The 23,426-nt window shown below is 69.6% G+C and carries 21 protein-coding genes and 1 riboswitch; of the genes, 11 read left to right on the top strand and 10 right to left on the bottom strand.

Annotated elements, in window-relative coordinates:
* Positions 1 to 13 precede the first annotated feature (13 nt).
* Positions 14 to 2,800, bottom strand: coding sequence for a BTAD domain-containing putative transcriptional regulator (locus FKO37_RS07295; RefSeq protein WP_238604046.1), 2,787 nt, complete (start codon positions 2,798 to 2,800; stop codon positions 14 to 16).
* 68 nt (positions 2,801 to 2,868) lie between these two features.
* On the opposite strand from FKO37_RS07295, the gene FKO37_RS07290 reads away from it, so the two are divergent.
* Both FKO37_RS07290 and FKO37_RS07285 read left to right on the top strand, forming a co-directional pair.
* Entirely contained in the window at positions 2,869 to 3,807 is a 939-nt protein-coding gene (locus FKO37_RS07290) for an o-succinylbenzoate synthase (RefSeq protein WP_134661898.1), read from the top strand.
* Between the two features lie 85 nt (positions 3,808 to 3,892).
* On the top strand, positions 3,893 to 4,102 hold the full coding sequence (locus FKO37_RS07285) for a PspC domain-containing protein (RefSeq protein WP_037807882.1): 210 nt from the start codon (positions 3,893 to 3,895) through the stop codon (positions 4,100 to 4,102).
* 67 nt (positions 4,103 to 4,169) lie between these two features.
* On the opposite strand, the gene groL is transcribed toward FKO37_RS07285, so the two are convergent.
* From groL to FKO37_RS07265, 4 genes are all read right to left on the bottom strand, one after another.
* A complete protein-coding gene (gene groL, locus FKO37_RS07280) occupies positions 4,170 to 5,798 on the bottom strand; it encodes a chaperonin GroEL (protein ID WP_037807888.1) in 1,629 nt (542 codons plus the stop codon).
* 266 nt (positions 5,799 to 6,064) lie between these two features.
* Positions 6,065 to 7,840, bottom strand: coding sequence for a serine/threonine-protein kinase (locus FKO37_RS07275; RefSeq protein WP_374204454.1), 1,776 nt, complete (start codon positions 7,838 to 7,840; stop codon positions 6,065 to 6,067).
* An 83-nt stretch (positions 7,841 to 7,923) separates the two neighbouring features.
* Positions 7,924 to 8,127, bottom strand: coding sequence for a cold-shock protein (locus tag FKO37_RS07270; RefSeq protein ID WP_009083993.1), 204 nt, complete (start codon positions 8,125 to 8,127; stop codon positions 7,924 to 7,926).
* A gap of 105 nt (positions 8,128 to 8,232) precedes the next feature.
* On the bottom strand, positions 8,233 to 8,844 hold the full coding sequence (locus FKO37_RS07265) for an AIM24 family protein (RefSeq protein ID WP_037807890.1): 612 nt from the start codon (positions 8,842 to 8,844) through the stop codon (positions 8,233 to 8,235).
* A gap of 134 nt (positions 8,845 to 8,978) precedes the next feature.
* Between FKO37_RS07265 and glp the strand changes: the two genes are divergently transcribed.
* Entirely contained in the window at positions 8,979 to 10,172 is a 1,194-nt protein-coding gene (gene glp / locus FKO37_RS07260) for a gephyrin-like molybdotransferase Glp (RefSeq protein WP_107050886.1), read from the top strand.
* Between the two features lie 512 nt (positions 10,173 to 10,684).
* Here glp and FKO37_RS07255 read toward each other — a convergent pair.
* Together FKO37_RS07255 and FKO37_RS07250 are read right to left on the bottom strand one after the other, a co-directional pair.
* A complete protein-coding gene (locus tag FKO37_RS07255; RefSeq protein WP_238604044.1) occupies positions 10,685 to 11,944 on the bottom strand; it encodes an MFS transporter in 1,260 nt (419 codons plus the stop codon).
* A complete protein-coding gene (locus FKO37_RS07250; RefSeq protein WP_043827274.1) occupies positions 11,941 to 12,486 on the bottom strand; it encodes a helix-turn-helix transcriptional regulator in 546 nt (181 codons plus the stop codon). The genes FKO37_RS07255 and FKO37_RS07250 overlap by 4 nt, the downstream gene beginning before the upstream one ends.
* A 61-nt stretch (positions 12,487 to 12,547) precedes the next feature.
* Here FKO37_RS07250 and FKO37_RS07245 point away from each other — a divergent pair, with 61 nt between their 5' ends.
* From FKO37_RS07245 to pssA, 3 genes are all read left to right on the top strand, one after another.
* Positions 12,548 to 12,838, top strand: a complete 291-nt coding sequence (locus FKO37_RS07245; RefSeq protein ID WP_037807900.1) for a GlsB/YeaQ/YmgE family stress response membrane protein — start codon at positions 12,548 to 12,550, stop codon at positions 12,836 to 12,838.
* A gap of 441 nt (positions 12,839 to 13,279) precedes the next feature.
* Positions 13,280 to 13,993: a phosphatidylserine decarboxylase gene (locus tag FKO37_RS07240; protein ID WP_037807903.1), complete on the top strand. Its 714-nt coding sequence runs from the start codon at positions 13,280 to 13,282 to the stop codon at positions 13,991 to 13,993.
* 2 nt (positions 13,994 to 13,995) lie between these two features.
* Positions 13,996 to 14,964, top strand: coding sequence for a CDP-diacylglycerol--serine O-phosphatidyltransferase (gene pssA, locus FKO37_RS07235; protein ID WP_037807905.1), 969 nt, complete (start codon positions 13,996 to 13,998; stop codon positions 14,962 to 14,964).
* Between the two features lie 10 nt (positions 14,965 to 14,974).
* Here pssA and FKO37_RS07230 read toward each other — a convergent pair whose 3' ends face one another.
* A complete protein-coding gene (locus FKO37_RS07230) occupies positions 14,975 to 15,604 on the bottom strand; it encodes a helix-turn-helix domain-containing protein (protein ID WP_238604043.1) in 630 nt (209 codons plus the stop codon).
* A gap of 64 nt (positions 15,605 to 15,668) precedes the next feature.
* Here FKO37_RS07230 and FKO37_RS07225 point away from each other — a divergent pair, with 64 nt between their 5' ends.
* Both FKO37_RS07225 and FKO37_RS07220 read left to right on the top strand, forming a co-directional pair.
* The gene (locus tag FKO37_RS07225; RefSeq protein WP_238604042.1) at positions 15,669 to 16,535 is read left to right on the top strand and encodes an alpha/beta fold hydrolase; all 867 of its coding nucleotides are present in this window, start codon (positions 15,669 to 15,671) and stop codon (positions 16,533 to 16,535) included.
* A 51-nt stretch (positions 16,536 to 16,586) separates the two neighbouring features.
* Positions 16,587 to 18,875 carry an AAA family ATPase gene (locus FKO37_RS07220; RefSeq protein ID WP_238604041.1) on the top strand — a complete coding sequence of 763 codons (2,289 nt, stop codon included), beginning with the start codon at positions 16,587 to 16,589 and terminating at the stop codon, positions 18,873 to 18,875.
* Between the two features lie 151 nt (positions 18,876 to 19,026).
* Here FKO37_RS07220 and FKO37_RS07215 read toward each other — a convergent pair whose 3' ends face one another.
* On the bottom strand, positions 19,027 to 19,689 hold the full coding sequence (locus FKO37_RS07215) for a LytR C-terminal domain-containing protein (RefSeq protein WP_238604040.1): 663 nt from the start codon (positions 19,687 to 19,689) through the stop codon (positions 19,027 to 19,029).
* Positions 19,686 to 19,994, bottom strand: coding sequence for a DUF3263 domain-containing protein (locus FKO37_RS07210; protein ID WP_037807914.1), 309 nt, complete (start codon positions 19,992 to 19,994; stop codon positions 19,686 to 19,688). The genes FKO37_RS07215 and FKO37_RS07210 overlap by 4 nt, the downstream gene beginning before the upstream one ends.
* Before the next feature lie 139 nt (positions 19,995 to 20,133).
* Between FKO37_RS07210 and FKO37_RS07205 the strand changes: the two genes are divergently transcribed.
* The 3 genes from FKO37_RS07205 to thiD all read left to right on the top strand — a co-directional run bounded on the left by FKO37_RS07205 (position 20,134) and on the right by thiD (position 23,418).
* Complete coding sequence (locus FKO37_RS07205; RefSeq protein WP_043827268.1) at positions 20,134 to 20,700, top strand: peptide deformylase; 567 nt, start codon at positions 20,134 to 20,136, stop codon at positions 20,698 to 20,700.
* A gap of 127 nt (positions 20,701 to 20,827) precedes the next feature.
* A riboswitch (TPP riboswitch) is annotated at positions 20,828 to 20,960 on the top strand.
* A complete protein-coding gene (thiC, locus tag FKO37_RS07200) occupies positions 20,954 to 22,597 on the top strand; it encodes a phosphomethylpyrimidine synthase ThiC (RefSeq protein ID WP_009084020.1) in 1,644 nt (547 codons plus the stop codon). (Overlaps the previous riboswitch by 7 nt.)
* On the top strand, positions 22,594 to 23,418 hold the full coding sequence (gene thiD, locus FKO37_RS07195) for a bifunctional hydroxymethylpyrimidine kinase/phosphomethylpyrimidine kinase (protein WP_238604039.1): 825 nt from the start codon (positions 22,594 to 22,596) through the stop codon (positions 23,416 to 23,418). Before thiC ends, thiD begins: the two co-directional genes overlap by 4 nt.
* Positions 23,419 to 23,426: the final 8 nt, after the last annotated feature.

Genomic DNA, 23,426 nt, shown 5'->3' with positions numbered 1-23,426 from the left:
ACCGAAGCAAGAACTACCCCCGCACCAACCCAGCCAACTGCGCCCGCACCCGCTCCGCGTCCGGGTGATCCAACCGAGTCAGCAACCGAACCGCCCGTAGCCAGCAATCTCGCGCCGCGGCGGTGCGTCCGTAACGCAGATGTGCGGTGCCCAGCTCCGAAAGCACATCCGCGGCCTCATATTCCTCATCCATCGCGAAGAACATGTCGACCGCCTCGGACAGGCACTCGATTCCTTCCACATGGCGTCCCAAGCCGAGCAGCGCGCGGGCCCTCGCGGCCAGGGAGAAGCGGCCCTGCGGCAAATCGTCCGGCGGGACCAACGCCAGTGCCTCGTCCGCGAGCGACAAGGCCTGCGGGTAGTCCCCCATCATCGCGCACAGGTCTCCCAAGGCGCGCAAGACATTCGCCTCCACCGAGGTGAATCCCAGTTCCCGAGTGATTTCCAACGACCGCAGGCCGTGCCGGTAAGCCTCCGGGAAATCTTCGATGCCCTGCGCGGTCATCGCCAGGTTGTAACGCGCCCGCGCCTCCCCCGGCAGCGAGCCCAGTTCCAGCTGCACCGCCAGGGCTTGCTCCAGATATCCGCGCGCCAGCACGTAATTCCGGGCGACTCCCTCGATCACGCCTAGTCCATTGAGGATCGCCGCTTCACCATGCCGCTCGCCGGAATTGCGTGCGGCTCGCAAACCGACCTCGAAGACGTACCGCCATTCGTCGACCCGGGCGCGGCCGGCGAAGTAGGTGAACAGCGACCACGCCAAACGCCAGCATTGCGCGTATCGCCCGATCCGGAACGACCATTGGATCACCGACAGCAGGTTGCCGTGCTCCTCGATGAACCACGCCAGCGCCCGGTGGTAGTCGGAAAACTCGAGCTCGCCAGCAGGCGGGATGGGGCCGATTTCGTCCATCAGCTGGTGCGGACGCATCGCCAAACCCGCGTTTCGCGCCGACGCGATGTACCAGTCGAGCAGGCGTGCGCTGGCCGCTGTGCGCTCGGTGGAGTCGTCTTCCTGATCCGACAGCTCAGTCGCGTAGGCGCGAATCAGGTCGTGGAACTGGTACCGGCCCGGTTTCGGCTGGGTGAGCAAGTGCGTCGAAACTAGCGTATCGAGAGCTCCGCGAGTGTCCTTTTCGGACCGTCCGTTGAGCGCGACTGCCATGCCCAGCGACAAATCCGGGCCGACTGACAGCGCCAGCAATCGCAGCAGCCGAGCCGCCGCAGGGCACAGAACCCGGTAGGAATACGAAAAAACCGTGCGGATATTGGTTTCGTCGCCGTCGCCTAGGTCGAAGGTGCTCAACCGGCCGGCGTCTGAGGGCAAGGCTGCCACGAACTCGCCCAGTGGCAGCCGCGGGAATTGCGCGGCGCGGACAGCGAGGATTCGGATCGCTAGCGGGAGTCCGCCGCAATACTCCACAAACTTGCCAGCCGCGATCGGGTCCTCGTGCACTCGTTCGACGCCGATGGCCGACGCGAGCAGTTCCACCGCCTCTTCGCTGTCCAATTCGGACAGAGCGATCCGTCGGGCACCGTGCGTCGCGACCAGTCCGCGCAACTGCCAGCGGCTCGTGACCACGACCAGACATCCGGGACCGGGCAGCAAATGGCGCACTTGTTCGGTGCTGTTCGCGTTGTCCAGCACGATCAACAGTCGCCGGCCGGTGGTGTAGGTGCGCCAGGTCGCGGCGCGTTCGTCCAAACCGGACGGGATTCGGTCGGCGGGCACGCCCAGCGCGAGGAGCATCGTCTCCAGCGCGGCGATCGGCGACACCGGCGCGCCCGGGCCGTAGCCGCGGAGATCCAAGAATACTTGCCCGCCGGTGAAACGGTCGGCGATCTGGTGTGCGAAGTGGACGGACAGGGTCGTTTTCCCTTGTCCGCCCATGCCTTCCACCGAGGCGATCGGCGTGGAGGTGCCGACGTCGAGTGCCTCCGGCAGCAAGGCGCGCAGGGCTTTCAGATCCGCGGCTCGACCGGCGAAAGCACCCAGGTCGGCTGGAAGCTGGTGCGGGATATGGGGTTCCAGCGGAGTCCGGAAGCGCGTGCCTTCGTCACCGCCCAGCACGAGCCGGTGCGCGCGCTGCAGTCCGGCACCGGGGTCAAGGCCCAGTTCCTCGGCGAGCAATCCGCTGATCCGCCGGTGCACCTCCAGTGCCTCGGCCTGCCGCCCAGAGCGGAGCAGCGCGTACATCAGCTGCTCGTGCGGACGTTCCCGCAGCGGATGTTCGCGCGTCAGCCGCTCCAGTTCGGGCACGACAGTGTCGTACTCGCCGACCGTCAGCATCGTCTCGGCCCACAGTTCGCGGACCCGCGTGCGCTCCTCGGCGAGCTGCCCGACCTCGTCCCGGTGCAGCGCATCCGACTCCACGTTCTGCAGCGCCGGACCTCGCCACTGCCCGAGCGCGTCCTCGAAGTACCCGGCCGCCCGGCGGTGTTCGCCTCGTTCCGCCGCGCTGCGGCCCCGCGCCGCGAACTGGCGGAAGCGGCCAAGGTCCACCGCGTTCTCGTCGACTTCCAGCAGGTAGCCGCCGCGTTCGGTGCGGATCGCCGCGCCGTCGCCGAGCGCCCGGCGCAGCCGCAGCACATACGTCTGCAGCGCGCCCTTGGACCGGCGCTGGTCGTCGCCCCACAGCCAGTGGCCGAGCACGTCGACCGAAACGAGCCGGTTGGCCCGCAGCAGCAGTCCGGCGAGCACGATCAGCGGGCGGCTGCCGCCCAGCGGCACCACCTGGTCCCCGGCCAGCACCTCGGCCGGGCCGAGCACCCGGAAGTCGAGGCCGTCCACACGTTCCATTGTGGCGTTGAGACGGCCCCCGCGGCACCTCGGTTCCCGGCGCCGCGACGATGGCATGATCGGCAGTCATGCAGGTTTACGCGCTCCCGCTGCACTCCCGGTTCCGGGACATCACCGTCCGTGAAGGACTGCTGCTCCGCGGCACCGCCGGCTGGGGCGAGTTCTGCCCGTTCGCGGATTATTCGGACACCGAAAGCGTGCCGTGGCTCGCCGCCGCGCTCGAAGCGAGCGAAGAAGGCTGGCCGGAGCCGGTCCGCGACCGGATCGAGGTCAACACGACAGTCCCCATTTTGTCGCCCGAACGCGCACACGAACTGGTCCGCAAGTCCGGCTGCCGCACGGCGAAGGTCAAGGTCGCCGACAAACGCGCGACGCTGGCCGAGGACTGCGCGCGCGTCGAAGCGGTCCGCGACGCGCTGGGTCCGTCCGGCGCGATCCGGGTCGACGCCAACACTGCATGGGACGTCGACACCGCGGTACACGCGCTGGGCGAACTCGACCGTGCGGCCGGTGGACTGGAGTACGCCGAACAGCCGTGCCCCACGATCGACGACCTGGCTGCCGTTCGCCGCCGGGTGTCGGTGCGGATCGCGGCCGACGAATCGATCCGCCGCGCGGAGGACCCGCTGAAGGTCGCCGTGGCCGGAGCCGCCGACATCGCCGTGCTCAAGGTCGCCCCGCTCGGCGGGGTGCGGCGTGCGCTGGAGGTCGCGGAGGCGTGCGGGTTGCCATGCGTGGTGTCGTCGGCCGTGGAAACGAGTGTCGGGCTGGCCGCCGGGCTCGCGCTCGCTGGGGCGCTGCCGGAGCTGGATTTCGCCTGCGGACTCGGCACGATGTCGTTGCTGCGCGGGGATGTCTGCACCGAGACACTGTCCCCTGTGGACGGTTACCTGCCAGTGCTGCGCCAGGCCCCGGAACCCGACGCCTACGCCGAGTTCGCCGCGTCGCCCGAGGTGTCCCGAGTGTGGCTGGACCGGTTCGAGCGGGTCCGGAAGATCAGCGGCTAAGGGAGACTTCAGGGTCGCGGCCCCGGGGCTTTCTCCGGGGCGATCCCGGATGTGCGGGGCGGCCCGGTCGCGGAGTATTGCTGGCATGACGGACAACGTGCAGGCCGCACCGGCCAAGAAGATCTTCCGCAGCCGCTCCGACCGCATGCTCACCGGCGTGTGCGGCGGATGGGCCAACTACCTCAACGTCGACCCCTCGATGGTGCGCATCGCCGCGGTCGCCGGCGCCGTGCTCTCGGCGGGCGTGATCCTGCCGGTCTACGCCGCCGCTGCCGTCCTGACTCCGGAAGACTGAGCCGGGAACGGGCGAAGCCCGGCCCACCGCGAGGGTGAACCGGGCTTCGCCGGAAAAGCAGCCGAACTCAGAAGTCCATGCCACCCATGCCGCCGGACGGGTCGGCCGGAGCGGCGGAAGCCTTCTCCGGCTTGTCCGCGACGACAGCCTCGGTGGTCAGGAACAGCGCCGCGATGGAAGCGGCGTTCTGCAGCGCGGAGCGGGTGACCTTCGTCGGGTCCGGCACGCCGGCCGCGAGCAGGTCCTCGTACTCGCCGGTGGCGGCGTTGAGGCCGTGGCCCTGCGGGAGGGACTTGACCTTCTCCGCCACGACGCCGCCCTCGAGACCGGCGTTGATCGCGATCTGCTTGAGCGGAGCCTCGACGGCGACCTTGACGATGTTCGCGCCAGTGGCCTCGTCACCGGTCAGCTTCAGGCCCGCGAAAGCGGCCTCGGCAGCCTGGATCAGGGCCACGCCACCGCCGGCGACGATGCCCTCTTCCACGGCGGCCTTGGCGTTGCGCACCGCGTCCTCGATGCGGTGCTTGCGCTCCTTCAGCTCGACCTCGGTCGCGGCGCCGGCCTTGATGACGGCCACGCCGCCGGCCAGCTTCGCGAGCCGCTCCTGCAGCTTCTCGCGGTCGTAGTCCGAGTCGGAGTTCTCGATCTCCGCGCGGATCTGGTTGACGCGACCCTGGATCTGGTCGGCGTCGCCCGCACCCTCGACGATGGTGGTCTCGTCACGGGTGATGACGGCCTTGCGGGCGCGGCCCAGCAGCGACAGGTCCGCGTTCTCCAGCTTGAGGCCGACGTCCTCGGAGATGACCTGGCCGCCGGTCAGGATCGCGATGTCCTGCAGGATCGCCTTGCGGCGGTCGCCGAAGCCCGGGGCCTTGACGGCGACGGACTTGAAGGTGCCGCGGATCTTGTTGACGACCAGGGTCGCCAGGGCTTCGCCCTCGACGTCCTCGGCGATGATCAGGAGCGGCTTGCCGGACTGGATGACCTTCTCCAGCAGCGGCAGGACGTCCTTGACGTTGGAGATCTTGGAACCGAAGAGCAGGACGTACGGGTCCTCCAGCTCGGCTTCCTGGCGCTCCGGGTCGGTCACGAAGTAACCGGACACGTAGCCCTTGTCGAAGCGCATGCCCTCGGTGAGCTCAAGCTCGAGCCCGAAGGTGTTGCTCTCCTCGACGGTGACGACGCCTTCCTTGCCGACCTTGTCCAGCGCCTCGGCGATCAGCTCGCCGATGGTGCGGTCAGCGGCCGAGATCGAGGCGGTAGCAGCGATCTGCTCCTTGGTCTCGATCTGGACGGCGGCCTTGTGCAGCTGCTCGGTGATGGCCTCGACGGCCGCCTCGATGCCGCGCTTCAGCGAGATCGGGTCGGCGCCGGCCGCGACGTTGCGCAGGCCCTCGCGCACGAGCGCCTGGGCGAGCACGGTGGCGGTGGTGGTGCCGTCGCCCGCGACGTCGTCGGTCTTCTTGGCAACTTCCTTGACGAGCTCGGCCCCGATCTTCTCCCACGGGTCCTCGAGCTCGATCTCCTTGGCGATGGAGACACCGTCGTTGGTGATCGTCGGCGCGCCCCACTTCTTTTCGAGCACGACGTTCCGGCCCCGCGGGCCGAGGGTCACCTTGACGGCTTCGGCGAGGGTGTTCAAGCCGCGCTCAAGACCGCGGCGGGCGTCCTCGTCGAACGCGATCAGTTTGGCCATTGCGGTGTGGTCCTCCGGTATTGGGCGCTACCGCCGCGCTGTCTCCAGCGGCGGCAGCAGGACACGTCCTCGGCCAGGCTCGGTGCCCGCGACGGACGACTGACCGGTGGGTCAGCCTCACCGTCCCGACCTTCAGGCAGGCGGTCGGTGACCGCTCGCCTAGCACTCGACGGCGTCGAGTGCCAATGCCGTGTTTAGCACTCTCCGGGGTCGAGTGCAAGGAGCGCAGGTCAGCGTCGGTGCACTTCCGCAGCAGGTCGGCCTGGTCAGTGGCTCGGCTGGATGTGGATCGACGACGGCGGCGGGCGCAGCGACGACGGACCGGCCGACTTCGAGCCGCCGGGACCGACCGGGATGTTGGGAGCCGAGGACGCCGGAGCGGTCCCGCCGGTGCCGTTGTCGTCCCCGCTGAAGAGGAAGATCCCGCCGACGACGAGCCCGGCCACGACGAGCAGGCCCAGCGCGATCCACAGCCACTTCAGGCCGCCGCTCTTGGGCTGCTTTTCGAACGCGCCCGCGCCGCCCGCCGGGGACGGCGGGCGCAGCCGCATCGGGTCGCCGAAGGCCTGGTTCGGATGGCCCTGCTGGTTGGGCTGGGCGGGGTAGCCGGGCTGGTTCGGGTAACCGCCGTAGCCGGGCGGCGGGCCTTGCTGTCCGGGGCCGGGCTGGCCCGGGTAGCCGCTGTAGCCCGGCGGGGGGCCTGCCGGGGGTTGGCCGGGGTAGCCCTGTTGACCGGGTTGACCAGGCTGCCCGGGTTGGCCGGGTTGGCCGGGTTGGCCGGGTTGCTGCTGACCTGGCTGGCCGAGTTGTGGCTGGCCGGGCTGACCGGGTTGCTGCTGGCCGGGCTGTGCTGGATAACCGGGCGGGGGCTGGTTGCCGTAACCGGCAGGGCCGCCGTAGCCGCCTTGGGCCGGGTAGCCCGCTTGCTGGCCGGGTTGTTGGCCAGGTTGCGGAGCGCCCCAGCCGCCGGGGTTTCCCTGGCCGCCCTGGCCCGCGGCTCCGGGTCCGCCTGGCTGGGCGCCCGGTCCACCGGGACCGCCTGGCCCAGCAGGTCCACCGGCACCGGGTCCGCCAGCACCGGCGGGACCGTTGGCACCAGGGCCGCCCTGCCCGCCGGTTCCAGGTCCACCGGGTCCGCCTGGTCCTTGCTGCATGCCCGCCTCCGGAAGTCCGTTCGGCCGGGCGGGGCCCGGCGGGGTGTCCGACGTCGCGAGCGGGCCGAGCGCGACCCTGGCCGCGGCGATCATCGCGACGCAGTTCGGGTAGCGGTCGTTGGGGTTTTTCGCCATGCCCTTGCGGATGACGTCGTCGACGGCGGCCGGGAGCGCGACCACGCTCGCCACCGACGGCGGTTCCCCGCCGAGGTGGCCCTTGATGACGGTGGGGACGTCGCCGCGGAACGGCGGGTTGCCGGTCAGGCAGGCGAACAGGACGCAGGTGAGGGCGTACTGGTCGGTGCGGCCGTCGAGCGGTTCGCCGCGCAGGTGTTCCGGGGCGGCGTAGGTAGGCGAGCCGAGGAAGTCGCCGCCGCGCGTGCGGTGGCCGGTGGCGCCGCGGCGGGTGAGGCCGAAGTCGGCGACGTAGACGTGCTCGCGGGAGGTCTCGCGGCTGGTGACGAGGACGTTGGCCGGTTTGACGTCGAGGTGCACGAGGCCGTGGTTGTGCAGCGTGTCGAGGGCGTCGGCGACCTGGTCGAGCAGGCTGAGCGCGCGGGACGGGCTGATCGGGCCCGCGGACATGAGGCCGGCGAGGTCGCCGCCGTCGACCATCCGCATGGCGATGTAGAGCATGCCCTCGAGTTCGCCGAAGTCGTACAGCGGGACGACGTTGGCGTGGTCGATCGCGGAGGTGTTGCGGGCCTCGTCGACGAACCGTTCGCGGAACTCGGCGTCCGCGCCGAGGTGGTCGCCGATGACCTTCAGCGCCACCTTGCGGCCGAGCCGCGTGTCCGTGGCCTGGTAGGTCACGGACATGCCGCCCTTGCCGAGCACCGAGTCGATGCGGTAGTGGCCCAGCTGGCGACCGGTGAGGTCCCCCGACACATCGCCTGTCACGCAGCGCAGCTTAACGCGCCGGTATCCGCTGCCACTGCCGGTTCGCCCAACCGGTCAGCGGACCTGCCTCGCTAGACCTTGCGGACGTCCGCGGCCTGGCTTCTGCCGTCGCGGCCGGACTGGACTTCGAACTCCACGCGATCGCCCTCGTCGAGGGTGCGGAATCCGTCGGCCTGGATGGCCGAATAGTGGACGAAGACGTCCGGACCTTCGGGGGATTCGATGAACCCGTAGCCCTTTTCCGAGTTGAACCACTTGACGGTGCCGACTGCCACGGCGCCCTCCCTCGGGACAAGAATCCGCTGTCCATCAGCGTGCGAAGTGGAGTTCACGCTACCGGAATCAGCGCTCCCGGCAATGGGGTAATCGGCAGATTCCCCTTACGCCTGCGCTGCTCGCCGATTGCGCGATTGGACGAGCACGGTTCCCGGTCCGGCGAAATCGAGGACGAGTCCTTCGCCCGTGCGCAGTGATTGCGGACCGCTCGGGTCGAGAGCGCGCAACCGGCATTGCACGGTGTCGGGATAGGCGAGGAGATAGTCCGGGCGCACGGTGACGATCTCGCCGCGGCCGAGGTCGAACGAGTCGACCGGACCGGGCGCGGTGAGCAGGAGCGGGCCGCGGCCGCTGTAGTGCTCGAGGAACCCGGAATCGGCGCCGAACAACTGCTGCAGCGGGGCCCAGTTCTGGTCGACGCGGACCGTGCTCGGCCGGGCGAGGACGCCCTCGCGGTGCACCGACCAGCCGGTGGACCCGGTGAGCTCGAGCGGGTAGACGTCGCCGGGCCCGAGCGGGGCGAGGTCGACCCAGCCGCCGTCGGCGGGCGCGGTGAACACCGAACGACCGCCCTTGCGGCCGCGGTTCTGGTTCGTCTCGGCCACGTTGAAGCTGCTGGCCAGCAACGATTCCGCGGCCGCCTGCACGGCTTCGCCGGGGGCGAGCAGCACGCGGGCGACGCCGAACCCCGGCGTGTGCCTGGTGTGGACGCGCATGTCAGCGGGGCGTCGCGAGCGCGGCGCGCCCGGGCTGGTTGCGGACCAGAAACTGCATGAGAACTCTCCCCGTACTCCCCGGCTTGTGCCGGGAGAGTGTTGCACGACGGGCAGCAAGAGGGAGGATGGTCCGCGTGATCTCTGTCGACGCCTACCGCGAGACCGTGACCGAACTGCTCGGCCGCGCGCCTGTTCGTACTGTTCCAGTCGCTGATGCGGCCGGGCTCGTCCTGGCCCGCGACGTGCTCGCCGGGGTGGCGCTGCCGCCGTTCGACAACTCCGCGATGGACGGGTACGCCGTGCGCGCCGCGGACGTCGCCGAGGTGCCGGTGACGCTCCCAGTGGCCGACGACATCCCGGCCGGACGGGTCGACGTCAAACCGCTCGAATCGGGTACCGCTCAGCGGATCATGACCGGCGCGCCGCTGCCGCCGGGCGCGGACGCGATCGTGATGGTCGAGGACACCGACCGCGGCACGGCGGAAGTCCAGATCTCCCGCGCGGCCACCGTCGGCAACCACATCCGCCGGACGGGCGAGGACGTCACGAAGGGGACAATCGCGCTGCACGCGGGCACCGTGCTGAGCCACGCACACCTGGGCCTCGCCGCGGCGGTCGGCTTGGCGGAGCTCGAGGTGTACCGGCCGCTGTCGGTGCTGGTGGTGTCGACCGGCACGGAGCTGGTGGAAGCCCCGAACCCGTTGCAGCACGGGCAAATCTACGAGTCGAACAGCGTGATGCTGGCGGCGGCGCTGCGGGAGCTCGGCTGCCAGGTCGAGGTCGTGCGCAGCGTGGTCGACGACGTGGCGGAATTCCGCAAGATCATCGAACCGCGACTGGAAGCGGCAGACCTGCTGATCACGTCGGGCGGGGTGTCGGCGGGCGCGTACGAGGTCGTGAAGGACGCGCTGACCGGGCAGGGCGTGGAATTCCAGAAGATCGCGATGCAGCCAGGCGGACCGCAGGGATGCGGCCGGTGGAACGGCGTGCCAGTGGTGACGCTGCCGGGGAATCCGGTGAGCGTGCTGGTGTCGTTCGAGGCGTTCCTGCGCCCGGCGGTGCTGTCGGCGATGGGCCATACGGACGTGGACCGCCGACGGGTGCGCGCGCGGTTGACGGAGGACATGCCCTCCCCGGCCGGACGGCGGCAGTATCGACGGGGGTTCTTCACGCCGGTGCTCGGCGAGGTAACCGGGGTGGTCGGGCCGCGCGGTGGGCCGGGATCGCATTTGCTGGCGGCGTTTACGCAGGCCAATTGCTTGATTGTCTTGCCGGAGGAGGTTTCGGCGGCTTCGGAGGGGGATGAGGTCGAGGTGCTGCTGCTTTAGTTCTGGCTGGGCGGCTTTTGCTGACTCCAACTGTTTCGCGGGTGGGCGGCCTTGTGCTGGCGATCGCCCTTTGACGTTCCTGCGTCAAAGGGCGCCACGCTCGCGACTCGGTGCCGCGTTTCGCCGCGCAGCAACCGGATTCTGCACGCCAGACGTTCTCCGCCGTCCAGCCCCGCGAGGAGGGGCGCAACCCCCGCCCTCCTCTGGGGGACGGCCCTTGTCCAGTCTATCCGCCCCCACCGACAACCCCAGCCCCTTCGACCGGGTTGTCCACAGCAAGCGCGACTTGGGGAAAGTCCGGCTTCCGCCGCAATGGACCCAGCAACGGCACCTCCGGCGAAGCCAACTGCATGCCGAACATCGCCACCCTCGCGCCAGACACGCAGCCCCCGCCAACGCAGCCCCCGCCAACGCAGCCCCCGCCAACGCAGCCCCCGCCAACGCAGCCCCCGCCAACGCAGCCCCCGCCAACGCAGCCCCCGCCCTCCTCTGGGGGACGGCCCTTGTCCAGTCTATCCGCCCCCACCGACAACCCCAGCCCCTTCGACCGGGTTGTCCACAGCAAGCGCGACTTGGGGAAAGTCCCGCTCCCGCCGCAACGGACCCAGCAGCAGCACCCCCAGTGAAGCCAGCTGAACGCCCACCATCGCGAACATCGCCACCCGCACCCCGGCCGCCTGTCCGAGTGCCCCGCCCGCCAAGGCACCCAACGGGATCGTGCCGTAGTTGACCATCGACGAGCTCGCGCTGATCCGTCCGTAGAGATGGCGCGGGCAATACCGCTGCCGAAAGGTCGCGCCCAGCACGTTCGACCCCACCACCCCCGCCGCGATGCCGGCTCCGGCGAGAACGAACAGCGTCAGACCCCACCCCGGCTGGGCGAGAGGGCCGAGCAGCATCGCAGGTACCACCAGTGCCTCGCACCACAGGAAACCCCACGCCGTGCCGGTCCGTCGGGCGACTCGGCTCACCAGCGTCGCGCCTAGCACCCCGCCTACCTCGCCTAGGGCGAGCACAAGCCCGACGGCCACCGGGCCCTGGCCCAAATCGTCGACCAGGAAGACCACGGCCACCGCATAAAACCCGTTCAGGGCAAGGTTCGCGACCCCGCCCGACAGGACCAGGACCCGCAGGTAAGAGTCCCGCGCCACGATTCGCATTCCTTCGGCGATTTCGGTGCGCAACCGCTTTCGCGGACGCGGAGGCGGCTCGTCCGCCCGCAGGAAACCCAGACACAGCGCGGAAAACCCGAAGCTCAACGCATCCACGAGCACACCGCTGACCGGCCCGAACGCGGAAGCCAGCAGTCCGGCCAAACCCGGACCGCCCACTTGCGCCGCGGACTCCGCGCCCTGGAGCCGGACGTTGGCTCCCAATAAGTCCGCATCGTCCACAACGGACGGGAGGAAAGCCCGATAAGCGAGGGAAAAGAAGACTTTGGCGAACCCGCCGACCAAAGCCGCGGCCAAGAGCAGCGCAAAGGAAAGAAAACCGAAAGCCCACGAAACAGGCACAGCAAGGAAAGCCGCCAGCTGGATGACGTCGCAGACCAGCATCACCCGCCGTTTAGGCCACCGGTCGACCCAAGCGCCCGCAGGCAAACCCACGGCGAGCCAGGGGATCCAAGCGGCCGCGGTAAGTGAAGCAACCTCGAACGTCGAGGCGTGCAGCACCAGCAAAGCCACCAACGGAACCGACGCACTGGCCACCGCGCTACCGACCGTGCTGACCGTCTGCCCAGTCCACAAGAGACGGAACGCGGCACCCCTCACGGCTGCGCTCTGAAACCACGCCCAAACACGAAAACCGGCTCCCGTTCCGTCGAAGGATCCGCCGCCGCTTTAGCCCCGAACTCCTCGAACAGCGCGAAAATCCGATCGTTCAACTCCGCCAATTCCGCAGGCGTCAACCGCATCCACGCATCAGAGGAGAACCACGCATCGCGCCATTCCTCCGGTGCCGTCTCCATTTCCGAAAGCCAGCCCCGCGACAACGTCATCTGCCGATCGAGGCTCACCGTCTCCGCGACCTCCGCCACCGGATCTCCGGCGAAGTCCGAAGTGGCCCACGACAACGTGCCCGACGGACGCCGCCACCATCGCTCCCGCCGGTCCCGCGCCAGTTCCGGCGCTTCGACCACCAAACCGGCCCCGGAAAGCACCTTCAGGTGGTGGCTCACATTGCCCACCGCCTGCCCGGTTTTCTCCGCGAGCACCGACGCGGTGGCCGGGCCGTCGAGCTTCAGCACGTCCAGCAGGCGGCGGCGCAGCGGATGCGACATCGCGGCCAGGACCTGGGAATCGCGGACTTCCATAATGCACAAGAGTAGTTGTACAACAACTCTTGTGCAATAGCCCGCAGGTATCCTCGCGGGCATGGGCATCATCCTGTGGATCGTCTTCGGCGCGCTGGTCGGCTGGATCGCGAACCTCGTGGTCGGCGGCCGGGAACGGCAGCGGCAGGGCTGCCTCGTCAGCGTGCTGGTCGGCGTGGTCGGGGCGGCGCTCGGCGGCTTCATCTACCGGCTCGCGACCGGTGAGCAGCAACACTTCGAGTTCGATTTCCCGAGCTTCGGCGTCGCCATCCTCGGCGCGATCGTGCTGCTGCTCGTGTTGCGGCTGGTCAGCGCCGCGACCGCGAGCCGGCGCGATCGTGACCGTTGGTAACGGTTTCCCGACGATCTGTCAGAACACCTGGGCGACGGGCTAAACTGATCCGTTCCGCGCCCGGGTGCGTGCTTCGTCGGGGGACGCATGCACCCGGGCCGCGTCCCGCACGAGCCGAACAGCGTGAACAGGGTCGACGAGCTGGGGAACGGGCACCGAGAGGACATCCCGGCGCCAGTCGCGCAACAGCCGCGCGAGCAGATCGGGTACTGCCATCGTCTCCCTCGCCAGGTCGGCCCGGGCACCGGTCCCGAGCGGCGTCAACTACCCGGTGTTATCGGATTGTTCGACGCGTCGTTACCGGTTTGTGGTCGCGCCCACCCGCGCCGGGACAACCCTTACGACCAGGGGCCGCCCGGTCCGCCGCAAGCGGGCGGTAGCGTGGGGAAGCCCAAATCGGACCCTTACACCGACCGAGACGAACAGCGGGGAACTCGACCCATGAGCGGCCAGCCCACCGGTAACCCCCTCGCGCACGCTGTCCAGCTGGCCCGCGAGACGTTCCCGCCGATGCACCCGGCTGGACGGCCGTTCCTGTTCGGCGGCCTCGCCGCGACGTTCGTGCTGCGCCGGTTCTCCAAGCGCCTCGGCGTGGTCGGCGCGCTCGCCACCGCGGGCATGACGGCGTTCTTCCGCGAGCCGAAGCGCGTGCCCCCGGTGCGCGACAACGTCGCGATCTCGGCCGCCGACGGCACCGTCTCGCTCATCGAGGAAGCGGTCCCGCCCGCCGAGCTCGGCCTTCCCGCCGAACCGCGGATGCGGGTGAGCGTGTTCCTGTCGGTCTACGACGTGCACGTCCAGCGCACGCCGGCGGCGGGCGTGATCTCGAAGGTGGCGTACAAGCCGGGCAAGTTCCTTTCCGCGGACCTCGACAAGGCGAGCGAGGTCAACGAGCGCAATTCGCTGGTGCTGCACACCGTCGACGGCCACGAGCTCGTCGTCGTGCAGATCGCCGGACTGGTCGCGCGCCGCATCCGGTGCGACGTCCGCGAGGGCGACAAGGTGTCCGCGGGCGAGACCTACGGCATCATCCGCTTCGGCTCGCGCGTCGACACTTACCTGCCGCCAGGCAGCCGGGTCGTGGTGGCCAAGGGCCAGCGGACCGTCGGCGGCGAAACCGTGCTCGCCGAACTTCCTGCGCAGGGAGAAAGCTGACCATGGTCCGCGTGACCACCCCGGGCGTCCGGCTGCTGCCGAACGCGATCACCGTGCTCGCGCTCTGCGCCGGACTCTCCTCGGTGCAGTTCGCCCTCACCGGCAACTACGCGATGGCGATCGGCTCGATCGGCATCGCCGCCGTCCTCGACAGCCTCGACGGCCGCATCGCCCGGCTGCTCGACGCGACGTCCAAAATGGGAGCCGAGCTCGACTCGCTGTCCGACGGCATCTCGTTCGGCGTCGCGCCCGCGCTGGTGCTCTACGTCTGGCAGGCGCACGGCGACCGCATCGGCTGGGTCGCGTCGCTGATCTTCGCGGTCTGCATGATCCTGCGGCTCGCCCGCTTCAACACGCTGCTCGACGACACCGACCAGCCGCCGTACGCCGCCGAGTTCTTCGTCGGCGTGCCCGCGCCGGCCGGCGGGCTGGTCGCGATGCTGCCGCTGATCGCCACGCTGCAGTGGGGCGAGGGCTGGTGGTCCGAGCAGTACGTGGTGCTCATCTGGACCATCGCGGTCGCCGCGCTGCTGATCAGCCGCATCCCGACGCTGTCGCTCAAGACGGTGAAGGCCCCGGCGAAGGCGATCGCGCCGCTGCTGGTGGGCGTCGGTCTGCTGGCCGCCGCGATCATCGTGTTCCCGCTGGCCGCGCTCGCGGTCGCGCTGGTGCTGTACCTGCTGCACATCCCGTACTCGGTCTACCGGCACCGCTGGCTCGCCGCACACCCGGAAGCCTGGGAAGTGCCGCCGCGCGAACGCCGTGCGATCCGCCGGGCCCGCAGCCACCGACGGCTGCGGTTGCGCCCGGCCTCGGGCCGAGTCGCCGGTGCGGCGATGCGCGCGGTGCGGCGCACGAACTCGGACCTGGTGCGGACCCGGAATCTGCGCGAACGGGACCACAGCTCGGCCACGTCCGGACCTACGCAGCGGCGGCGGAGCTGGCGTCGGATCGGCATCCGGCGCCGGTAATCCGGCCTCGTCAGATCCCAAACACAGCACGGACCACAGACTCAGCACCGTCGATCTCGATCATCCCGAGCGCACGGGCGTCGTCGAGTGCGAGCGCGCCCGCGGCGAGGCCGAGGGCGCAGGCCGGATCAGCGCGGACGGTGGCGTCGAGATCGCTGCCGTCCCGCGGGCCGACCTCAAATCCCGACCGCGTCGCGCGGAGCTGGAAAGGCGCGCCGCCGACCTCGATGCCCACCGTCGCCGCGGTTCGGATCTTGACCCGGGCGTCGAGCAGCGCGGGAAGCGCGAGGGCGAGCCATTCGGGACGGAACGAGTCGCCCTCGGGGCCGCGAATCATCAACGGAGCGGACCAGCGGATCAGGCTCTCGATCGGTTCGCGCAGCTCGGCGCCCCACGGCGTGAGGGCGTACTCGACCACGCTGCCCTTGTCCGCCAGCCGCCGCTCGAGCACGCCCGCGGTCTCGAGGTCGCGGAGCCGGTCGGCGAGCAGGTTGGTCGCGATGCCCGGGAGCCCGTCGATCAGGTCCCGGTAGCGCGCGGGGCCGATCAAGAGCTGGCGGACGATGAGCAGATTCCACCGGTCGCCGACGATTTCGAGCGACCGGGCGAGCCCGCAGTACTGGCCGTAGCTGCGCATCATTTCCTCATGCTTGACAATCTCAAGTACGCTTGGCTTCCTCAAGCATAGCGTCGAGGGGTCCGAGATGGCTGAGAGCGCACGGCCCGCCTGGGTCGACGACGATCTGTTCCCGTTCAAGAGCCGCTTCGTGGACATCGACGGGCACACCGTGCATTACGTCGACGAAGGCTCGGGCCCCACGCTGCTGCTCCTGCACGGCAATCCAACCTGGTCGTTCCTCTGGCGCGACGTGATCAGCGCCCTGCGGGAAGACTTCCGCTGCGTCGCTCTCGACTACCCGGGTTTCGGGCTGTCGACCGCGAAGCCCGGCTACCGCTATCTGCCCGAGGAACACGCCGAGGTGGTCACCGAGTTCGTCGACGCGCTCGATCTCAGCGGCGTCACCCTGGTCGGCCAAGACTGGGGCGGCCCGATCGGCCTCGCCGCCGCAGAGCGTCGACCGGACGCCTTCGACCGGTTGGTGCTCGTCAACGCCTGGGCCTGGCCGGTCAACGGCGACCCGTACTTCGAGGCGTTCGGCCGGATCGCGGGCGGACCGCCGATCCGGTTCCTGGCCCGGCAGTTCAACCTGGTCGTCAAGGCATTCCTCCCGATGGGCCACCGGAAGCGGAAGCTGACCGCGCCCGAGACAGCCCACTATCGCCGCGCGATGGACACGCCCGAGCGACGCCAGGCGTCCGGCGTGCTGCCTCGTCGCCTCCTCGCCAGCCGAGCTTTCTTCGCCGAGGTCGAGGCCAACCTTCCCGACCTGCCGACCTTGATCGTGTGGGGCAACGCTCAGATCGGCTTCCGGCCGCGGGAGCGCGAACGCTTGGAAGCGTGCTTCCCGAACCACCAGACGGTGGCCCTCGACGGTGTCGGCCTCTACGTGGAGTCAGACGCACCCGGCGAGTTCGTCGCCGCGATCCGCGACTGGTCGGCAACGCGGTAAGCGGCCTTTCGTTCGCGCATAACCGCCCGCCGGTTCATTAGGGTGAGCAGGGTGAGCGATCCGCAGATCACCCTGACCGTCCGGCACACGCCGTCCGCGCTCGACGCGCGGCGGGGGGTTGTCCGGCTGCACCCGGAAGTGCTCGACGCGCTCGGCCTGCGGGCCTGGGACGCCGTGCACCTCACCGGCGCGCGGCGCAGTGCCGCATTGGCCGCGCCCGCCGCCGAGGAGGCGACGCCGGGGGTCGTGTTGACCGATGACGTCACCATGTCGAACCTCGGCGTCGCGGAGGGCGGCGAGGTTGTCGTCTCGCCAGCAGAGGTGACTGCTGCCCGCACGGTCACTGTGTCCGGGTCTCGGCTCGCGTCGGTTTCGGTGTCCCCGCAGACGTTGCGGCTCGCGCTCACCGGCAAGGTTTTGACCCGTGGCGACGCCGTTTCCCTGCTGCCGCAAGACCTCGCGCCCGCGCCGGGCTCGGATGTCGCCGCTGTGCGTGGACAACTGTCCCGCGTGATCGGGGCGACCTGGACGAACGAGCTGCTGACCGTCACGGCGACGGAACCGGCTGGCGTCGTCGTGGTTGGACCGTCCACTGTGGTCAGCTGGCGGGACGGCGCCCGCACTGGCACCCCGACCAGCGAACCGCCGACGCGCTCCGCGACCGCGCTCGTTCGCACCACTGCTGTCACCGCCGCCGAGGACTATCTCGAAGCGGAGATCGTCGAAGAGGTCGTCACCGAGGCCCGCGAGGAAGAGCTGGACGAGCCGGTGCCGGTCGCCGATCTGGTCGGGGCCGAGGGCGCGGCGCGCAAGCTGGCCGAGTGGTTCGATCTGGCGTTCCACCGGCCGGAGCTGCTGGCGAAACTGGGCACTTCCGCGCATCTGGGCGTGCTGCTGTCGGGACCGGAGGGCGTCGGCAAGGCGACGCTGGTGCGGGCGGTCGCCGCGGCGGAGAAGGTGCGCGTGGTGTCGGTGACCGCGCCGAATATCGCGGTGCTGGAACCGAATGCGGCACACCGCTCGCTGCGCGAGGCCATCGACCGGGCCGCTGACGGCGACGGTCCCGGCGTGCTGCTGATCAACGACATCGACGCGCTGCTCCCGGCAACGCAGCCGCCGCCGGTGGCCACAGTGGTCCTGGAGGAACTGCGCGCCGCGCTGCGCCGGGACAGGCTGGCGGTAGTCGCCACGACCGCGCGGGCCGAGTCGGTGGATCCGCGGCTGCGCGGGGCCGACCTGCTCGACCGCGAGCTGGGCTTGCCGCTGCCGGAAGCGAAAACCCGCGTCGAACTGCTGCGGATCCTGCTCCGCGACGTGCCGGTCGAATCCGGTGCCGACCTGGGCGTGCTCGCCGAACGGACCCCCGGTTTCGTCGCCGCCGACCTGCTCGCCCTGCGCCGCGACGCGGCGTTGCGGGCCGCGCTGCGTCAGCGGGACGTGGACGAACCCAAGATCTCCCAGCAGGACCTGCTCGACGCGCTGGCCACCGTCCGGCCGATCTCGCTGTCCACTTCGGACAACCTGGCCACCGGCGGCCTGACGCTGGACGACGTCGGCAACATGACGTCGGTCAAGGAAGCGCTCACCGAGACCGTGCTGTGGCCGCTGCGCTACCCGGATTCGTTCGCCCGGCTCGGCATCGAACCGCCGCGCGGCGTGCTGCTGTATGGCCCGCCCGGCGGCGGCAAGACGTTCCTGGTCCGGGCGCTCGCCGGCACGGGCGCGCTAAACGTGTTCGCGATCAAGGGCGCGGAACTGCTGGACAAATGGGTCGGCGAATCGGAACGCGCGGTCCGCGACCTCTTCCGCCGGGCCGCCGACGCCGCCCCCTCGCTGATCTTCCTCGACGAGATCGACGCGCTCGCCCCGCGCCGCGGCCAGTCGTCCGACTCCGGCGTGGCCGACCGCGTGGTCGCCGCGCTGCTCACCGAACTGGACGGCGTCGAGCCGATGCGCGAGGTCGTCGTACTGGGCGCGACGAACCGGCCGGAACTGGTCGACCCGGCGCTGCTGCGTCCCGGACGGCTGGAGCGGCGGATCTACGTCCCGCCGCCGGACGCCGAATCCCGCGCCGCGATCCTCGCCGCGACGGCGAAGCACACCCCGATGGCGTCCGATGTGGACCTCGCGGCCACCGCGGCGGCCCTGGAGGGCTACTCGGCCGCCGACTGCGCCGCGCTGATCCGAGAGGCGGCGCTGACCGCGATGCGCGAGTCGCTGGAGGCACGCGAGGTGACTGCGGCGCATCTGGACAAGGCACGCGAGGCGGTGCGGCCCTCGCTGGACGCCGCGCAGCTGGCGACGCTGGAGGCTTACGCGCAGGCGCAGCAGGAACGCTGAGGACGCCTCCGCGACCGAGCTGTACGTGAGGGGAACCCTGACGGAATCTGATTCCGTCAGGGTTCCCCTCACGTACCTCGAGCGCAGCCGAGCGCCGGGCCCGGCAGACATGACAAAGCCCGCGCCGTAGCGCGGGCTGTCACGAACCGGGTCAGCTGCCCTGGTGGCCGCCGGGCCGGTAGTCCTTCGTGATGATCACTATGACGCCCGGGCTCGAGTTCTGGATGCCGTCGAACCGGGGCTGGGCCTGGAAGCCGAACTCCTTGGCCAGCTGTTTCGCGGCGGCTTCCTCGTCGGTGCCCGGCCGGAAGTAGGCCGTGGTGGTCGGGATGTTGCCCTGCGAGTAGTTGCCGACCTCGGCGACGTTCCAGCCCGAACCGCGGAAGTCGGCGGCGGCCTGTTCGGCGAGGTGCTTGATCAGCGAGTTGTTGTAGACCCGAAGGGTGACCCACTTGTTCGAGGCCTGCTGGTCCGGACCCGCCTGACCCGGCTGCCCTGGCTGCTGGCCCGGCTGGCCGCCGGGCTGCCCTGGCTGGCCCGACGCCGGCGCCGACGAAGCAGCGGACGACGAGGCCGGTGCCGACGAGGCGGGCGACGACGGCGCGGAGCTGGGCGCCGAGGACGAGGACGACGACGGCGCGGACGACGATCCGCCGGGCGCGCTGGGCTCGCCGGACGTGCTCGGCCCGGCGTTCTGGTCGCCGTTCGTGTTGAGCACGGTGACCCCGCCGATGACGGCGGCGACGACCGCTACCCCGATCAGCGCGACCCCCGCGGCCTTCAACGGCCGGGACAGTCCCGAGAAGACGCTCATGACAGCTCGATCCCCAACCGCCGGGCCCCGCGTTTGCGCTGACGGGCGGCGCGCGTTTTGCGCAGCCGCTTGACCAGCATCGGATCGGCCGCGACGGCCTCCGGCTTGGCCAGCAGCGTGTTCAGCAACTGGTAGTAACGGGTGGAGGACAGTCCGAAGCGCTCCCGGATGGCGTTCTCCTTCGCCCCGGCGTGGCGCCACCACTGCCGCTCGAACGCGAGAATGTCCAGTTCGCGTTCGGTCAGGCCACCGACATTCTCCGGCGGCGACGGCTGGTTTTCAGCCATCGACTCCGCGGCGTCCATGCGGTCCTCGCAATCGGTGTCGGCAGTCCTTCCGCGGGCGTCATTGAACCACGGAACCCATGCTCGACATGGGCATCCGACACGGCGCGTCACGGTCCGATCCAGGTGTACCAGAAGGGTCCGACTAAACTCGGCGTCCGTGACCGTCCACCCCATCTGCATCGCCGGCGAACCCGTGCTGCACCAGCCCACGCGCGAGATCACCGAGTTCGACGACAAACTCGCCACCCTCGTCGAGGACATGTTCGAGACCATGTACGCGGCCGAGGGCGTCGGCCTCGCGGCCAACCAGATCGGGCTCGACCTGCGGGTGTTCGTATACGACTGCCCGGACGACGAGGGCGTCGAGCACAAGGGCGTGGTGGTCAACCCGAAGCTCGAGACCTCCGAGATCCCGGAGACCATGCCGGACCCGGACGACGACTGGGAGGGCTGCCTCTCGGCCCCGGGCGAGTCGTACCCGACCGGGCGCGCCTCGTGGGCGAAGGTGACCGGCTTCGACGTCGAGGGAAATCCGATCGAGGTCGAGGGCACCGGCTACTTCGCGCGGTGCCTGCAGCATGAGACCGATCACCTCGACGGGTTCATTTACCTGGACCGGCTCGTCGGCCGCCACGCGCGCGCGGCGAAGAAGATGCTCAAGAAGAACAAGTGGGGCGTTCCCGGCCTGACCTGGCTGCCGCCCAAAGAACCCGCGGACGCCTGACGCGCGCCGAATTTCCCGAAGGCCTCCCCGGAATCACCGGGGAGGCCTTCGTCGTCCTTCGGCCAGACGGGCGGCGGGGTTGTGCCCGACCGAGGCGCCATGGCATCGTCGGACAAGCAACCTCAACCGAATGCAACGCGGGAGCTCGCGCCTTGGCGGGCTGAGAGGGTGGCTGGTGTCCATCTCGCGGACACCCGGCGTCACCGACCGCATGAACCTGACCGGGTAATGCCGGCGTAGGGAGTGAACGTCGTTGACGACGCTGGAAAACCAGGGTGCCATCGCCCCGTCCGTCACCACCGGGCCGATCACCGGCTCGCGGAAGGTCTACCACCGCACCGAATCCGGACTGCGGGTTCCGGCGCGGCGGATCGACCTGTCGAACGGGGAGCATTTCGACGTGTACGACACGTCCGGCCCCTACACCGATCCGGACGCGAACATCGATGTCCACAATGGACTGCACCCGCTCCGCTCCGGCTGGGCTGACGGACGGGAGCACAACACCCAGCTCGGCTGGGCGAAAGCCGGGGTCATCACCCGGGAAATGGAGTTCATCGCCGCGCGCGAACGCTGCACTCCGGAGTTCGTGCGGGACGAGGTCGCCCGCGGTCGCGCGGTGATTCCGGTCAACCGCAAGCACCCGGAGACCGAGCCGATGATCATCGGCAAGAACTTCCTGGTGAAGATCAACGCCAACATGGGAAACTCGGCCGTCTGGTCCTCTGTGGAGGAAGAGGTCGACAAGATGGTGTGGGCCACCCGCTGGGGAGCCGACACGATCATGGACCTCTCCACCGGCAAGCGGATCCACGAGACGCGCGAGTGGATCGTGCGCAACTCGCCGGTCCCGGTCGGCACCGTGCCGATCTACCAGGCGCTGGAAAAGGTCAACGGGGAGCCGGAAAAGCTCACCTGGGAGATCTACCGCGACACCGTAATCGAGCAGTGCGAGCAGGGCGTCGACTACATGACGGTGCACGCGGGCGTGCTGCTGCGCTACATCCCGCTCACCGCGCGCCGGGTCACCGGCATCGTCAGCCGCGGCGGGTCGATCATGGCCGCCTGGTGTCTCGCGCACCACCAGGAGTCCTTCCTGTACACGCATTTCTCCGAGCTGTGCGAGATCCTGCGCGAGTACGACGTCACGTTCTCCCTCGGCGACGGCCTCCGTCCCGGCTCGATCGCGGACGCCAACGACCGGGCCCAGTTCGCCGAACTGGAAACCCTCGGCGAGCTGACGCACATCGCGCGCGAGCACGACGTGCAGGTGATGATCGAAGGCCCCGGCCACGTGCCGATGCACAAGATCAAGGAAAACGTGGAGCTGGAGGAAAAGCTCACCGGCGAGGCCCCGTTCTACACGCTCGGCCCGCTCGCCACGGACATCGCCCCGGCGTACGACCACATCACCTCGGCGATCGGCGCGGCGCAGATCGGCTGGTACGGCACGGCGATGCTGTGCTACGTCACGCCGAAGGAGCACCTCGGCCTGCCCAACCGCGACGACGTGAAGACCGGCGTGATCACCTACAAGATCGCCGCGCACGCCGCCGACCTCGCCAAGGGCCACCAGTACGCGCAGGACTGGGACGACGAGTTGTCCAAGGCCCGCTTCGAATTCCGGTGGAACGACCAGTTCAACCTGTCGCTCGACCCGGACACCGCTCGGTCCTTCCACGACGAGACGCTTCCCGCGGAACCGGCGAAGACCGCGCACTTCTGCTCGATGTGCGGGCCGAAGTTCTGCTCGATGCGGATCACCCAGGACGTGCGCAAGTACGCCGAGGAGCACGGTCTGTCCTCTGTGGAGGCGATCGAGGCGGGCATGGCCGAGAAGTCCGCGGAGTTTTCCGAGCAGGGCAACAAGGTCTATCTGCCCGTGGTCAACCAGTGACAGTCACCCCTCGTACCGCCCTCACCATCGCCGGATCCGATTCCGGCGGTGGTGCGGGCGTGCAGGCGGACCTGCGCACGTTCTTCGCCAACGGCGTGCACGGACTGGTCGCGCTCACCGCGGTCACCGTGCAGAATTCGCTGGGCGTGCAAGGGTTTTCCGAGATCCCGGTCGACGTCGTCACCGCGCAGATCAAAGCGGTCGCCGAGGACATGGGCGTCAACGCGGCGAAGACCGGCATGCTCGCTACCGCGGACATCATTCAGGCGGTGGCGAAAACGCTGGACGAAGTCCACATTGGACGCACTACGGACACCCCGTTCGTAGTCGACCCGGTGGCCGCGTCGATGACCGGCCACGCGCTGCTGCGCGAGGAAGCGCTGGAAGCGATCCGCACGGAACTGTTTCCGCGCGCCACGCTCATCACGCCGAATCTCGACGAGGTCCGGCTGCTGACCGGCGTCAGCGTCACCGACGCGAAGAGCCAGCACGTCGCCGCGGAAGCGTTGCTGGAGTTCGGTTCCCAGTGGGTTCTGGTCAAGGGCGGGCACCTCTACGACGCCGCCGACTGCGTCGATCTGCTCACCGACGGCTCGTCGGTCATCGAGCTGAGCGGACCGCGCATCGACACCGAGAACACCCACGGCGGTGGTGACACCATGGCGTCCGCGATCACCTCGTCGCTCGCGAAGGGCGCGGACGTGCCCACCGCGGTCGCGGAGGCGAAACGGTTCATCGAACGCTGCGTCCAGGAGGCGTATCCGCTCGGCGCCGGGGTCGGCCCGGTTTCCCCGTTCTGGCGGCTCGCGAATCCGCAGTGAATGCGACA

The sequence above is a fragment of the Amycolatopsis sp. Poz14 genome (assembly GCF_006704225.1).
GTDB classification, from domain to species: Bacteria; Actinomycetota; Actinomycetes; order Mycobacteriales; family Pseudonocardiaceae; genus Amycolatopsis; species Amycolatopsis nivea.
This window is presented reverse-complemented; position numbering and strand designations above follow the sequence as displayed.